Raw genomic sequence first — 13,784 nt, 5'->3', positions numbered from 1 at the left:
AAAACGTCCACTTATAAGCGACGTTATATAAATATGAATGAATCTGACATTGTCGCTGGCTATATAGTAAGGGAATGATATAAAAATGGACTCTTATCCTGCAATAGAAATGAACCACTCTGAAAACAACCTAGTACTTGAATTAAACGGTAAAATTGTTGAACTCAACACCAAACTCATCCGCAATGTTGAAAATGGTTACGTACTGGCTACTATGCCTTTGGCGTACCGAAAGATCATTTTATTTATGAATCGACATCGGGGCGAACTGTTCAGTGTTAGTCAATTAAAGAAGATTGGCTGGGAAAGTGAGAAAGTCACCAATTCTTCTGTGATCGTCGCCATCTCGGAAATTCGATCTTTGTTTGGTGATGGGCTGATCATGACGATAACGGGTGAAGGTTACGTGTTCCAACCTTAAACACTGTTCGCTGGTTTTATATTTCTTCGCATTATTACAGTTAAAGAAAAGGGCGCTTCATTTAGACTATTAGTCACACGAAGAGCCCCACTATTCTCTATCTAATGAGCTTGCTATGTCACTCGCCAGCAATCTGTAGAGGAGAGCGCTTTAGGCTTGCGATTAACATGTAAATCGTTGTCGCTAGCAGAGACGCAAACAGGTAAGTAAATAGTCCTGCTTGAGAATCCATAAAGCTATCTGCTACCAATGGTCCTGCGACTGAACCAATGCTGTAACACAACAGCATAACCTGAGTCACTGACACTAGATAGCTTGGGTCTAAGTTACGACAACCTAAGTTAATCGCAATTGGGTAAAGTGCGAATGTTGCCATGCCCAGTACGAATAGGCTCATGCCTAGTACGTAGAAATCATGGTTTATCGTTAGTACACCAATGCTTGCAACCCCTAGCAGGCAGAACAGAGCCATTAATAACACTTGTCCTATGTGGTGAGACAACCACGTCACCATCGGTTGAACGGCCATACCACCCATAATCACTAACGCCATCAAACCGCCAATGTCTTGGTGTGCGATGTTACGCTGAGCGAGTTCGACAGGCATCAATCCGTAAATAGACCCAAGTGTTAACCCAGATACAATACAGCCAATCAAAGCGCTGTGACTTAGCTTGCTGATTTGTTTCAGTGATAAAGACTGCGCATCGTGAATTTGTGGTGCTGTCGCTTGTCCGTACATCAATACAATGATTGCTCCAAACAGCAGGGTGAACATTGCAATGAAAGGCACGCCGCCCGTAATACCAAGGTATCCGATGCCAAGTTGACCAACGGCCGAACCGCCATATAACGAACACATGTAAACCCCTAAACGTTTCGCACGTTGAGATTCTTCACCGCTCATTAGCCAAGATTCCACAATCACAAAGATCCCAGCGACTGAGACACCCGCGACGAAACGAGCCAACAACCAAACTGATTGATGTGGCGCCAACGGTAATACAAGAATCGTGGCGATAAATACGCTAAGTGCAATGACGAACGCGTCTTTGTGACCAACGCGAGCGATCGCACGCTCAATCAATAACGTACCCGCTAAAAGGCCTGCATAAAAGGCACTCGCCAACCAACTCGATAGATTACTGTCTAAGCCATACTCAGACAGCATTAATGGTAATGAACTCATTAAATAGCCTGAAGCGATCGCGTAAAAAGACAATGCAATAACAGGAACAGTTATGCGAGTTGTTGGTTGGATGTTGTCCAATGCAGGAGCCTCTAAATAGTAAAAGAAACGATGAATTTTCCGCGACTATGGGGGAGAAACCGAATTGGGTAAAACGAATAAAAATGGTCGTTAAGATAAAAGAAATCTATCGTTCATCTAAACTAAAATGCCATTGCGACATTTTATGATTTGGCAAGATTTTATGCGGTCGAAAAGCTATTAAGCCTTTGTTCGTTGGTTATTTAATTTGGAAGATGATAGGCCTCTAATTTTCCATCATTTGGATTTAATTCAGGTATCAAAAAACATTATCCGATGTCTTTACGGTATTGCCTTGGAGAGCTTCCGCTCCACCTACGAAAGGCATGCCGAAAGTTCGCACTGTCCGAAAAACCCACTCTATCGGAGATCTCTTCAATACTCATATGCGTCGATGAAAGATAATGCCTAGAGAGGTGAAATCGCACGTGATCCAATATTTTCTGATAGCTTGTATCTGCGGCTTTAAGGTGTCTACGTAGTGTTCTAGAAGACATTCCCAATTCTGTGGATAGCGCTTCAATGGAAGGGTAACAGCCAGGCCTTTCAATAAACATCTGTGAGATCTTCTCTTTAAGGCTGGTGGGCGCACTGACTCTAGCCAACATGTCGTCACAAGATTTCAAACACATTTGTAACGTGATTGGGTTAGCCGTTGGTAAAGGTGCATATAGGCGTGTTGCATCGAACTGCCACTCAAGCTGCTCGCAATCAAACTCTACACGGCAACGGAAAATCTCCTGATAAAGATCGCCGTAGGTAGGTTTAGGGTAAGGGAAGCGGATCACAAGAGAGGGAAAGGGCTGCTGTAGCACTTCTTCACACAAACTTTGAATCGCGGAAAACCAATACTCACAACAGAAAGGCAACAAAGAGTCGAGCTCGATAAGTTGTTCTGCGCGAAAGTATCCGGTTTGATGTTCAACGGACATGGTCTTCTTGAGAACAGGGCCCGCAAGACGCAGATATTTGAAGCCCATTAAAAGAGCGTCTAACAGTGTCTCACTGCTGAACACTGCGTAACCCAACACACCAAAATCACTGAATCGGGCTTCCTGTCCAACTTTTAGTCCTAACCCCTCTACGTTGGAGCTCTCAAGCGCGTTACTGAACACCGCTAATTTTTGTGCGAGCGTGATGTGGGTATCTGGCGTATTGAGCTGGAACTCATCGATGTTACTGCCTTTCAATAACGTATCGACCGTCAAGGATGATGAAAAATATCGAGACAATAGCTGAAGATCAAGAATACCAAATGCCTGCATATCCGGTTCGTAAACTGCGGTGTATTCCATAATATGCCTCTTGTTGAGTGTTCTTATTCTATCTTAACCACGAACATCTTTTCGTCGGCTGTGTTGCAATTATGTCCGAATATCACCGTTTTTTGTCTTTTTGCAACCTTTGCAGAATGTTATCAAAATGTTGTAATTTAATAAGCCATACACGGGCACGTGTGCATAGGGCTGAAATAACAATAGATTGGAAACGAAAACAAAGAGCAAATGAACATAGGTTAAACACATATTCGAAACAAAATACAACAACGTCTACGGTGACCGTGATTAATAGGTCTAAGCCGAATAAGGAGATCATGGATGCACAATCTTGCTGTTAACTTGGAGCGCAGCGCTTCGCTTTTCCCAAATAAAGTCGCTCTGCGAATGGGGACGGATGAAGTCAGCTTTTCTCAGTTGGAACAACTTTCTGGAAACGTCGCCGCTAATTTAAGAAAGCTGGGACTCAAGAAAGGAGATAAGGTCGCGTTGTCGTGTCCGAATGTCACGTATTTCCCGATTGCCTATTATGGGATTCTAAAAGCAGGCTGCGTCGTGGTGCCTTTGAACGTGTTATTTAAAGCAAGAGAGATCGCTTACCACCTTAATGATTCGGACGCGAAAGCTTATTTATGCTTTGAGGGCAGTGAAGAGCTGCCCATCGGTCGCTATGGCTTACAAGGTTTCGAACAGGCAAACCATTGTGAACACTTTGTCGAGATGCCCATCCCAGCCGGCGCAGACACTACTTCAGAAAGAAACGAGCAGCATGAATCAATCGCTGACTGGTTAGCACAACCTTTGATTCCTTTTGAGTCTGTGGCTTGCCATGGTGATGATACCGCTGTGATTCTTTATACTTCAGGTACGACAGGTCAGCCAAAAGGAGCTGAGCTTTCTCACACCAATATGCAAACCAATGCGATGTCGTCACAGTATCTAATGCGATTGGAGTACAGCGACACCACAATGGCCACACTGCCTTTATTCCATAGCTTCGGCCAGACGGTGATGATGAACGCGAGTGTGCTAACAGGGTCGACCATGGTGTTGATTCCGCGTTTCGAACCGTCACTGGTGATCGACCAGATCATTAACCACAAAGTAAGCGTATTTGCGGGTGTTCCTACTATGTATATCTCGCTATTAAAGGCGGGAGAAGAGTCTCCTGATAGTTTAGAAAACACAAGCAAATGCTCTGAACAGGTTAAACACAGCTTGAGACTTGGCGTGTCTGGCGGTGCTTCTATGCCTCTTGAAGTAATACGACAGTTTGAGTCTCGCTTTGAGCTTCCAGTATTAGAAGGCTATGGTTTATCAGAAACAGCGCCAGTTGCGACCTTTAATCATATTGATGGTGACCGATTGTCTGGCAGTGTGGGTCAACCTTTGTGTGGTCACCTTATCAAGATCACTGATATACAAGGTAACTCTGTTGCAATGGGTGAATTGGGCGAAGTCTGCATCAAAAGTCCAAGTGTCATGAAAGGCTACTATCAAAGGCCAGAGGCGACAGCAGAAGCGATAAGAGACGGTTGGTTCCTAACAGGAGATATTGGACGCACCGATCAGCACGGCAACTTGTTCATTGTTGACCGCGTGAAAGACATGATCATCCGTGGGGGTTACAACGTGTATCCGCGCGAAATCGAAGAAGTATTGATGTGTCATCCTGATGTCGAAATGGTCGCGGTTGTGGGTGAACATCATGATCGCCTAGGCGAGGAGATTCACGCTCATGTGGTGCTTCACGAACATACGCAATGTGATAGTGCAGCTCTGATAACATGGTGTCGTGAGCAATTGGCCGATTACAAATATCCGCGTAAGGTATTCATTCGCAAAGCCTTACCCATGACAGCAACCGGCAAAATATTGAAGCGCGAATTGCACCCACTAGAAATAGCGGAGGTGACTAATGGATAGTTATGATTTTATTGTTATTGGCGGTGGTTCTGCGGGGTGTGTCATGGCTTCTCGGTTGTCGGAAGATCCTAATGTCACTGTTTGCTTGTTAGAAGCGGGCGGTAAAGACACGAGCCCATTCATTCATACACCGGTTGGCGTGGTGGCTATGATGCCAACCAAACTCAATAATTGGGCCTTCGAAACGGTTGAACAGCCGGGTTTGAACGGCCGCAAAGGTTACCAACCAAGAGGTAAGACACTTGGCGGGTCAAGTTCTATCAATGCCATGATGTACGCTCGTGGGCACCGCTACGACTACGATACATGGGAAAGCTTGGGTAATTCTGGTTGGAACTATGATTCGTGTCTGCCTTACTTTAAGAAAGCCGAAAACAACGAAGTTCATCAAGATGAGTTTCATGGTCAAGGTGGTCCTCTTAATGTGGCAAACCTTAGATCGCCAAGCCCAATGCTTGAACGCTACTTAACGGCCTGTGAATCGATAGGCGTGCCTCGCAATGAAGATATTAACGGTGCGGCTCAGTTTGGGGCGATGCCGACCCAGGTCACTCAGCTGAATGGTGAACGATGCAGCGCTGCCAAGGCTTACTTAACGCCAAACCTTTCACGATCGAATCTCACGGTCGTTACTAAAGCCACCACACATAAGGTCTTGTTTGAAGGTAAGCAAGCGGTTGGCGTTGAATATGGCTCGGACGGACAGCGTTATCAGATCAGATCCAACAAAGAGGTGATTCTATCTGCTGGTGCATTTGGTTCTCCCCAGTTGTTATTATTGTCTGGTGTCGGTGCTAAAGACGATTTGGAGGCGCATGACATCGAACAGGTTCATGAGTTGCCTGGAGTGGGCAAGAACCTGCAAGACCATATCGACTTAGTGCATTCGTACAAATGCAGCGAAAAGCGCGAAACCTTCGGCATCTCGTTGCAAATGGCCTCTGAAATGACCAAAGCTTTGCCGCTATGGCACAAAGAACGCCGTGGCAAGATGAGTAGCAACTTCGCTGAAGGGATTGGTTTTCTTTGTTCCGAAGATCATATCGCCGTGCCGGATTTAGAGTTTGTATTTGTGGTCGCAGTTGTCGATGACCATGCAAGAAAAATCCATACCAGTCATGGGTTTACCTCTCATGTCACCTTGTTGCGTCCGAAAAGCAACGGCAGCGTAACGCTTAATAGTAATGATCCTTATGATCCGCCCAAGATCGATCCTGCGTTTTTCAGTCATCCTGCAGATATGGAGATTATGATTAAGGGCTGGAAGAAGCAGTATCAAATGTTAGAGAGTTCGGCGTTTGATGACATCCGTGGCAATGCTTTCTACCCAGTGGACGCCAGTGATGACAAGGCTATCGAGCAAGATATTCGCAATCGTGCAGACACTCAGTATCACCCGGTCGGGACCTGTAAAATGGGCCCTAACAGTGATTTATTAGCCGTGGTAGATAACGATCTTAAAGTTTATGGATTGGATAACTTGAGAGTCATTGATGCTTCTGTGATGCCGACATTGATTGGGGCAAACACCAATGCACCAACCATTATGATTGCCGAGAAAGTCGCAGACCAGATCAAACAGCAATACGGGTTTGGCAAGCAAGAATCTGGCATTCAAGCGAAAGGCGAAGCTGTGGTTTGATTCAAGAAATTAAGTGATAACCCTAAATAAAACAGTAGGTTAGATAGTCTTGATTTGGTAAGACTCTCTAACCTATTTTTGTGTGCTTACTTAGAATAAAGCCAAAGCTAATTCAATCGCTTAACCAATAGCTTAAATAATAGTGTTACTTGGTTAGAGCTTGATTAAGCCATTGATCAAATTGGCCTTTTGGTAACGCACCGTTAATCGTATCGACACGTTTGCCATCTTTAAACACCATCACCGTGGGAATACTTCTGATTTGGTACATCGCGGCAAGCTGTTGCTGAGCTTCAGTATCAATCTTAACGAATCGAACATCTCCCGAACGCTCTTTAGCAACGTCACTGAACACTGGCGCAAAACCCACGCATGGGTTACACCATGTCGCCCAGAAATCGACAACCACAGGCTGTGAACTGTTCAAGATAGATTGGAAATTAAGTGACGTTCCCTCGATGGGAGCGCCATCGAGCAATGCTGTTTTGCATTTACCACAAGTTGGGCTTTCTGAAATTCTTTCTGAAGGAACTCGGTTTACGCCATTACAAGAAGGGCATCGTGTGTTGAATGTAGACATAACTTTCTCTTTTTATTGTAACTCCGTTGCTAACGCGATTTACGAATCACGCACGGAGCGCTTATACTGTTTAAAACTAGAATACGATACTTAAATAAAAACAAACAATAAACAGGTAAATGATGACAAAATTTTACGCCGAAATTACTGGCTGGGGAAAGTGTCTACCACCAGCCGTGCTGTCCAATGATGATCTAAGCACTTTCATTGATACGTCTGACGAGTGGATTCGAACTCGAACTGGTATCGAAAACCGTCGTATCAGTCATGTAAATACCTCTGAGCTAGCGACTGTTGCAGCGAAACATGCCATGGCGTGTGCTGGCCTAACAGCCGAAGATATCGATCTCGTGATCATCGCGACGTGCAGCCCAGACTCCCTTATTCCAAATACCGCATCTAAGGTTCAACAGAACTTAGGCATTAAGAGTGCAGCGGCTTTCGACCTTAACGCAGCGTGTACTGGCTTCATCTACGGTGTTGAAACAGCGACTCGACTAATTCAAGCGGGTAACTATCGCAATGCCATCGTTGTGGGTGCTGAGCGTCTGTCATTCTTCATTGATTGGACCAAGCGTGACACTGCGGTTCTTTTCGGTGACGGCGCTGGCGCTGTGGTTCTATCGCGTACTGAAGAGCAAGTGGGTTTACAAGAAGCTCAAATCGGTTGTGACGCGGAAGGTCGTGATATTCTAGCGGTACCAAAATTCGGTACATCTATGGACCGCTTTGCGGCTGATAACGGTTATTGGGACTTCGATTTCGTTGGTAAAGAGATTTTTAAGCGTGCTGTCAAAGGCATGGGCGCAGCGGCACACACAGTATTGAGTCGCGCAGGTATCTCAACCGACAATATCGACGTTGTGATTCCGCACCAAGCGAACATCCGAATCATCCAAACTCTGTGTGATATGGCGGGTATCGATCGCGAAAAAGCGTTTGTTAACATCCAAAACTACGGCAACACATCCGCTGCGACTGTGCCAATTGCATTATGTGAGTCGCTAGAGCAAGGTTTCGTTAAGCCTAACGACAACATTCTTGTTGCGGCATTTGGTGCGGGTTTAACGTGGGGTGCTGGCCATATTAAATGGGGTAGCCGTGTTGAACCGCTAGGTCAATCAGATGCTAAGCTTCCAGAAGCCGACAAATCTGCTTTAGAGCTTCTAGAAAGAGCCATTTTACACTGTAAAACGCACCCGAATTCAGCGAGCGAATAACGCTGATGGGTACAGTCGTCAAAGTACGTCTTATGACGAAAGCCGACCTCAATGGGGCGGCTTTAGTTCACCAAGCTACTTTTGTTCGACAGCAAAACTCAAAAACTTGGTTACAATGTAACTTAAACGCTTCACCACGCTTTCTTAACTTTGTTGCGGAGAGTGAAGGTGAGGTCGTGGGTTACATCATCTGGGTTCAGAAAAGCGGATTTAGACCTGAAGCTGTTTTAGAACTAGAGCAACTTGCCGTGTTACCAAGCGCGCAGGGGCAAGGATTGGGTAAAACGCTGATTCTAGATTCCCTGCCGCAGGTAAAACAGCATTTGGCGGATCAAGGCTCGACGCTCAAACACGTGCTAGTGACCACCAGAGCAGACAACTTTGCACAAAAGCTTTATCAATCTACGTTGGGTGCAGAAGTCGAAACCACGATTTCAAACCTGTACTCAGCTGATGAAGTGCTTATGATAGCTCGCAATGTAGGTGAGCGAATCTGATCGCTGAGTTTTTAGAACTAATTATAATCAGCGGTATAAATCGACTTACGTTTAATTAGGGACTTCTACAGTCCCTTTTGTTATTTCTTAGGAAGTGTTTTGAAGAAAGTTTTAGCAATTGGCTACGTTTGGCCAGAACCGAATTCATCGGCGGCGGGCAGCCATATGATGTCTCTTTTACGCCTGTTCAAGAGACAAGGTTGGTCAGTTGAATTTGCAACGCCAGCCCAAGAAACCGAGCACATGATCGATCTCTCTGAAGAGGGCATCTCGAGCAAATCCATACAGTTAAATTGCGATAGCTTTGACCAGTACATCGAAGATCTGCAACCCGATGTCGTGATGTTTGACCGTTTTATGATGGAAGAGCAGTTTGGCTGGCGTGTGGAGAAGGTATGTCCGAGTGCATTTAAGTTATTGGATACCGAAGACTTGCAGTTTCTACGTAATGCACGCCACGAAGCCGTTAAGAAAGAGACTGAACTGACCAAAGCGCATTTATACAGTGACTTGGCTAAACGTGAAATTGCTGCGATTTTACGCTGTGATCTTTCGTTGATCATTTCTAGCTATGAAATGGAATTGCTTCAATCTGAGTTCAATATCGATCCAAAACTGCTTCATCACTTGCCGTTCATGGTTGATCTCAACACTCTACCTGAAAACACGAAATGTTTTGAAGAACGTAAGCATTTCATGACGATAGGCAACTTTAGACACGCACCGAACTGGGACGCAGTGCTTCAGTTACAGAAGATTTGGCCGAAGATCCGCAAGCAGCTGCCTGACACTGAACTTCATATTTATGGGTCGTATCCGCCACCGAAAGCCACGGCTTTGCATAACCCTAAAACCGGTTTCCATATCAAAGGTTGGGCTAAAGACGCTCAAGAAGTGATGGAGCAAGCTCGTGTGTGTGTTGCACCACTGCGATTTGGCGCGGGCATTAAAGGTAAATTGCTTGATGCGATGAAGCTACAAACTCCGAATGTGACGAGCGAAATTGGTAGTGAAAGCATGTTACCGCAAGGTGAGTTGCAATGGCCTGGCGCAGTTGCAGACGATATCGACGAGTTTGTTGAACAAGCTGTTGCTCTTTATAAAGATGAAGAGAAGTGGCTTAAGGCTCAAAGCCAATGTCATTCGATCCTTGAAGCGCACTACGAGCAGAATCAACTGGGCGACAAATTGATCGAGCGACTGAATGCGCTAGATTCTGAGCTTGAGTCTCATCGACTGGATAACTTTTTTGGTTCGATGCTTAAACACCACAGTATGGCGAGTACCAAGTACATGTCGCAGTGGATAGCTGAGAAGAACAAGATTAAATAACAGTTCTTTACCAAAGACAGAAAAAACATTAAGCCCTTAGGTTAACGCCTAGGGGCTTTTTTCATGTGGGTGTCCCGTCCTGAAATGTGTTTACACATTGAGGACTAATGATGACCATTCCAAATAAACACTACGTTAAGCGCACTCAGCGTGATTACACACTAGGCTTTAAATTGCAGGTTGTAGACGCCATCGAAAAAGGCGACATGACCTATAAACAAGCCCAATCAATTTACGGCATACAAGGTCGTTCGACTGTTCTTACTTGGTTAAGAAAGCATGGCAAAATGGATTGGACTACCAACCCAAGGAAGAACACGATGCCTAAATCACCGAGAGCGAATGAAACGCCTGCCCAAAAAATAAAACGACTTGAACAAGAGCTCGAAGATGAACGTCTCAGATGCCTTCTTCTCAATAGGGTTGTTGATATTCTTGATGCTGAGCACGGGATGTCGCTAAGAAAAAAGTATATAGCGAAGGAGCAAGAAGCCTTCAAAAAGAGAAGAAAGTAAGCTTAAGTAAAGCTTGTTCATTGCTCAATATATCTCGTCAGTGTGTCTATCAGAGAGAAAAGCGTGAGACCACTCGTCAGGCTGAGCTTGCTCCTGTGAAAGGGATGGTGCTTGAGCTAAGACGATTCATGCCTCGGCTGGGAGCTCGTAAGCTCTATTTCTTACTGAAGCCGAAGTTGATAGCTAAGGGAATAAAACTTGGCCGTGATGCTTTGTTTAATTACCTCAGAGAAGAGCGCTTACTCGTTAAGCCGAAACGAAGTTACACCAAAACAACGAACAGCAGACACTGGATGAAAAAACATCCGAACTTGCTAAAAGAAGTCGTTCCGTCAAAACCAGAAGAAGTTCTGGTGAGCGACATCACTTATGTTCAGTCAAACGAGGGCGTTCACTACTTGTCATTGGTTACCGATGCCTTCAGCCGTAAAATCATGGGGTATGAAGTTAGCAATGAAATGAAAGCGAGCGATGTTGTGAAGGCTTTAGATATGACGGTAAAAACTCGATGTTATTGTCATGCGACAATCCATCACTCAGATAGAGGGCTTCAGTATTGCTCAAACCTCTATCAAGAGAAACTTAAAAAGCATGGTATAACTCCATCAATGACGGATGGTTATGACTGTTACCAAAACGCGTTAGCTGAGCGGGTCAATGGTATCCTCAAGCAAGAGTTCTTGCTTACTCAGTGCAAAGATCTTCGCGAGTTGAAAACACTTGTTGAAGAGTCAATATATACGTACAACGAAATGAGGCCACATCTCAGCCTAGGTATGAATACGCCAAATAAGATGCATGAAAAAAGCCAGCAACTTGCGTTACTGGCTAACTAAAATCGTCAACGTATTTTAGGACGAGACAGGGACGCTTTTAAATTCCAAACTTACAAATCGAAACATAACACCATTACATTAGCATTGACTAATTTATATTTATTAGTAAACTCTAATCTAAGTTTATTAGTAAGACCTAATTTAAAGTTGCGACGAGTTAAATTTAAGTTTGTGGATGGGAGAGGTCAGTGATGAGTTTAATACCTTGGGATGCATTTTTCGGTGGCATGCTACTAGGCGCGTCGGCAATTGTTCTGATGTTGGGGATCGGGCGAGTTGCGGGGATCAGCGGAATCGTTAGCCGCTTATTGCCGTCTAGAAACAACAAAAGATTAGAATCAGGATCTGAATCCAGATCGGACACCAACACAGAGAAAACCGAAAAACATTGGCGACTTGCTTTTGTTGTCGGAATGGTCGCGAGCGGTTGGTTATTGATTCCAACGGGCTACCAACTTCCGCAATTAGAAGAGATCAACTTCGCGGTGGTAATCATAGCCGGACTATTGGTGGGCTTCGGTACCAAGATGGCGAACGGTTGTACTAGCGGACATGGCATTGTCGGAATGGCTCGTTTATCTAAACGTTCAATTGTCGCGACCTGTGTATTTATGAGTGTCGCGATGGCAACAGTGTTGGTTAAAAACCTGATTGGCTTGGGGGCATAATGAAAAACTCTTCATTTACTATCGTTATCGGCTTGCTCGCAGGTATTCTTTTCGGCTCTGGCATGATCATTTCAGGCATGGTTGATCCTAACAAGGTACTCGGCTTCTTAGACATTACCGGTAACTGGGACATTAGTTTGGCATTCGTTATGGGTGGCGCGCTATTGGTCTTCGCTCCGTTTTATCATCTGGTCATTAAAAAGCGCTCTCAAGCCGTCAATGGCGAACATTTAGATAGCAGTAACAATCCACTAATCGACAGAAAGCTGATTCTTGGCTCTACAGCTTTTGGTTTAGGCTGGGGGATTGCAGGCTTTTGCCCGGGCCCAGCAGTAACTAGCCTTAGTGGCGGTAACCCTACGGTATGGCTGTTCGTCTTAAGTATGCTGGTGGGGATGTGGCTGGCGGGTCGAACCAATAAAAGCTGCTAGCAGTGCGCCTACCATTTATTGCATGGCTGAGAGGATTCGATCTTATCTGACCAAACAGAGAGGCTGACCCGCTTTCAGTAAAAGCCAGTCAGCCTCTTTCTATATCTACTGTTTTCTATTATTTGCACTTATCTACAATCTGCAGTTATCTATAACTTACTGTTTGATCGTTGTTGAAACTGGACAGTGATCACTGAGTTTGTAGTCCAGAACATCTTGCGTTTCAAATACCTTTTGTTTCGCAGGAGAGGCATCTAAGGACTTGCTCACAACAATATGGTCAATCACCGAACGAAATTGATGTGTACGGTGATTGTTGCGGTTTGAGCGCACCTTACAATCTGCTCGAGTTTTTCTTGTTGCCAACTGAGCATCGGTATTTTGCGTCATATCTTTCCACATCCAATCTCGTGAATAGGAGAGGTTATGGTTAAAGTCGCCCAGAATCGCGTAGTCTTCGCCTTTACGTTCTCTTTGCTGTATCCACTTATTCAGTTGCTTAGCTTGGTCTTTAAGTCTTGAACAGTCACGGTTCGACTTGTAAGCGCCGCTGCATCCGGCCTTTAAGTGCACTGACAACATGTGAATTGGATTTGAATCCGTTTCCACAACCATATAACTGGCAAATCTGAGCTTGCTGTTAGCACTCGTTTCCAGAGGAAAGTCAGCGTAGTCGGTGAGTGTGATTCCTTTACGAACCGCGAAGCCTGTATATTGGTTCACTTCTTTGAATTGTCGGTTACTGTTTTTGGGCAATGCGCGGTCAGACATCAATATTTTGTATTGATCGCCGGTGATGCGTTGAATGGCATTGACGTCGTCGACTTCTTGAAAGGCGACCACATCCGCATCTAAGGATTGGAAATACTGTTCGAGCTTATCGAAATCCGCTTGATCACGTTGGGCAGAAAACTTATTCACAGCCTCGTTGGTTGATAACCATTCGATATTCCAACTGGATATGGTCAAAGGTTCAGCAAATGTCTGGCCACTGAGCAAGCAAGCTAACATTATCCACTTTTGAAGTCGTATCATCCCAAATCTCCCTAATTTTGGTGTCCAATATAGTTGAGCCGTTATCCTACAACACTTACCAAAAATTCAACTCTTTTTAGCAGTTTTTTTATTGTTACATTGTTTCTTTTCGACTTGAGAACTCACGTAATAAT

13 protein-coding genes are annotated in these 13,784 nt (G+C 44.8%); 9 read left to right on the top strand and 4 right to left on the bottom strand.

Translation table 11 applies throughout. From position 1 onward, the window contains the following. Positions 1-85 precede the first annotated feature (85 nt). A complete protein-coding gene (locus OCU90_RS20135; protein ID WP_061025168.1) occupies positions 86-421 on the top strand; it encodes a winged helix-turn-helix domain-containing protein in 336 nt (111 codons plus the stop codon). 118 nt (positions 422-539) lie between these two features. On the opposite strand, the gene OCU90_RS20130 is transcribed toward OCU90_RS20135, so the two are convergent. Both OCU90_RS20130 and OCU90_RS20125 read right to left on the bottom strand, forming a co-directional pair. After that, a complete protein-coding gene (locus OCU90_RS20130; protein WP_017079268.1) occupies positions 540-1,691 on the bottom strand; it encodes an MFS transporter in 1,152 nt (383 codons plus the stop codon). Positions 1,692-1,960: 269 nt separating this feature from the next. Further along, positions 1,961-2,986: an AraC family transcriptional regulator gene (locus tag OCU90_RS20125; RefSeq protein WP_061025170.1), complete on the bottom strand. Its 1,026-nt coding sequence runs from the start codon at positions 2,984-2,986 to the stop codon at positions 1,961-1,963. Positions 2,987-3,289: 303 nt separating this feature from the next. Between OCU90_RS20125 and OCU90_RS20120 the strand changes: the two genes are divergently transcribed. Together OCU90_RS20120 and OCU90_RS20115 are read left to right on the top strand one after the other, a co-directional pair. Further along, the gene (locus tag OCU90_RS20120; RefSeq protein WP_061025172.1) at positions 3,290-4,894 is read left to right on the top strand and encodes a long-chain-fatty-acid--CoA ligase; all 1,605 of its coding nucleotides are present in this window, start codon (positions 3,290-3,292) and stop codon (positions 4,892-4,894) included. Further along, positions 4,887-6,536 carry a GMC family oxidoreductase gene (locus OCU90_RS20115; protein WP_061025174.1) on the top strand — a complete coding sequence of 550 codons (1,650 nt, stop codon included), beginning with the start codon at positions 4,887-4,889 and terminating at the stop codon, positions 6,534-6,536. Before OCU90_RS20120 ends, OCU90_RS20115 begins: the two co-directional genes overlap by 8 nt. Before the next feature lie 145 nt (positions 6,537-6,681). Here OCU90_RS20115 and trxC read toward each other — a convergent pair whose 3' ends face one another. Beyond that, positions 6,682-7,116: a thioredoxin TrxC gene (gene trxC, locus OCU90_RS20110; RefSeq protein ID WP_004731082.1), complete on the bottom strand. Its 435-nt coding sequence runs from the start codon at positions 7,114-7,116 to the stop codon at positions 6,682-6,684. A 122-nt stretch (positions 7,117-7,238) separates the two neighbouring features. On the opposite strand from trxC, the gene OCU90_RS20105 reads away from it, so the two are divergent. From OCU90_RS20105 to OCU90_RS20080, 6 genes are all read left to right on the top strand, one after another. Continuing rightward, positions 7,239-8,336 carry a ketoacyl-ACP synthase III gene (locus tag OCU90_RS20105; protein WP_061025176.1) on the top strand — a complete coding sequence of 366 codons (1,098 nt, stop codon included), beginning with the start codon at positions 7,239-7,241 and terminating at the stop codon, positions 8,334-8,336. 32 nt (positions 8,337-8,368) lie between these two features. Beyond that, complete coding sequence (locus OCU90_RS20100; protein ID WP_061025178.1) at positions 8,369-8,833, top strand: GNAT family N-acetyltransferase; 465 nt, start codon at positions 8,369-8,371, stop codon at positions 8,831-8,833. Positions 8,834-8,932: 99 nt separating this feature from the next. Further along, positions 8,933-10,165, top strand: a complete 1,233-nt coding sequence (locus OCU90_RS20095) for a glycosyltransferase (RefSeq protein WP_061025179.1) — start codon at positions 8,933-8,935, stop codon at positions 10,163-10,165. A 110-nt stretch (positions 10,166-10,275) separates the two neighbouring features. Continuing rightward, positions 10,276-11,516 (top strand): IS3 family transposase gene (locus OCU90_RS20090; RefSeq protein WP_372114074.1). Its coding sequence is split into 2 segments (ribosomal slippage): positions 10,276-10,648 and positions 10,648-11,516, totalling 1,242 coding nucleotides; the frame shifts between segments, so codons are not numbered across the junction. Between the two features lie 191 nt (positions 11,517-11,707). Continuing rightward, positions 11,708-12,184, top strand: a complete 477-nt coding sequence (locus OCU90_RS20085) for a YeeE/YedE family protein (protein ID WP_061022843.1) — start codon at positions 11,708-11,710, stop codon at positions 12,182-12,184. Then, positions 12,184-12,615, top strand: a complete 432-nt coding sequence (locus OCU90_RS20080; RefSeq protein WP_061022845.1) for a YeeE/YedE family protein — start codon at positions 12,184-12,186, stop codon at positions 12,613-12,615. The genes OCU90_RS20085 and OCU90_RS20080 overlap by 1 nt, the downstream gene beginning before the upstream one ends. A gap of 156 nt (positions 12,616-12,771) precedes the next feature. Here the strand turns inward: OCU90_RS20080 and OCU90_RS20075 are convergent, their stop codons facing one another. After that, the gene (locus tag OCU90_RS20075; protein WP_061022847.1) at positions 12,772-13,650 is read right to left on the bottom strand and encodes an endonuclease/exonuclease/phosphatase family protein; all 879 of its coding nucleotides are present in this window, start codon (positions 13,648-13,650) and stop codon (positions 12,772-12,774) included. Positions 13,651-13,784 lie beyond the last annotated feature (134 nt).

This window comes from Vibrio splendidus, assembly GCF_024347615.1.
GTDB classification, from domain to species: Bacteria; Pseudomonadota; Gammaproteobacteria; order Enterobacterales; family Vibrionaceae; genus Vibrio; species Vibrio splendidus.
Note: the sequence above shows the minus strand (reverse complement) of the source record. Positions and strands in the feature narration are given on the sequence as shown.

Excerpts from the sequence above, each read along its gene's own strand:
- OCU90_RS20105 (WP_061025176.1), top strand. The coding sequence starts at position 7,239 with ATGACAAAATTTTACGCCGAAATTACTGGCTGGGGAAAGTGTCTACCA.
- OCU90_RS20085 (WP_061022843.1), top strand. The coding sequence starts at position 11,708 with ATGAGTTTAATACCTTGGGATGCATTTTTCGGTGGCATGCTACTAGGC.
- OCU90_RS20100 (WP_061025178.1), top strand. The coding sequence starts at position 8,369 with ATGACGAAAGCCGACCTCAATGGGGCGGCTTTAGTTCACCAAGCTACT.
- OCU90_RS20120 (WP_061025172.1), top strand. The coding sequence starts at position 3,290 with ATGCACAATCTTGCTGTTAACTTGGAGCGCAGCGCTTCGCTTTTCCCA.
- OCU90_RS20125 (WP_061025170.1), bottom strand. The coding sequence starts at position 2,986 with ATGGAATACACCGCAGTTTACGAACCGGATATGCAGGCATTTGGTATT.
- OCU90_RS20080 (WP_061022845.1), top strand. The coding sequence starts at position 12,184 with ATGAAAAACTCTTCATTTACTATCGTTATCGGCTTGCTCGCAGGTATT.
- trxC (WP_004731082.1), bottom strand. The coding sequence starts at position 7,116 with ATGTCTACATTCAACACACGATGCCCTTCTTGTAATGGCGTAAACCGA.
- OCU90_RS20075 (WP_061022847.1), bottom strand. The coding sequence starts at position 13,650 with ATGATACGACTTCAAAAGTGGATAATGTTAGCTTGCTTGCTCAGTGGC.
- OCU90_RS20115 (WP_061025174.1), top strand. The coding sequence starts at position 4,887 with ATGGATAGTTATGATTTTATTGTTATTGGCGGTGGTTCTGCGGGGTGT.
- OCU90_RS20135 (WP_061025168.1), top strand. The coding sequence starts at position 86 with ATGGACTCTTATCCTGCAATAGAAATGAACCACTCTGAAAACAACCTA.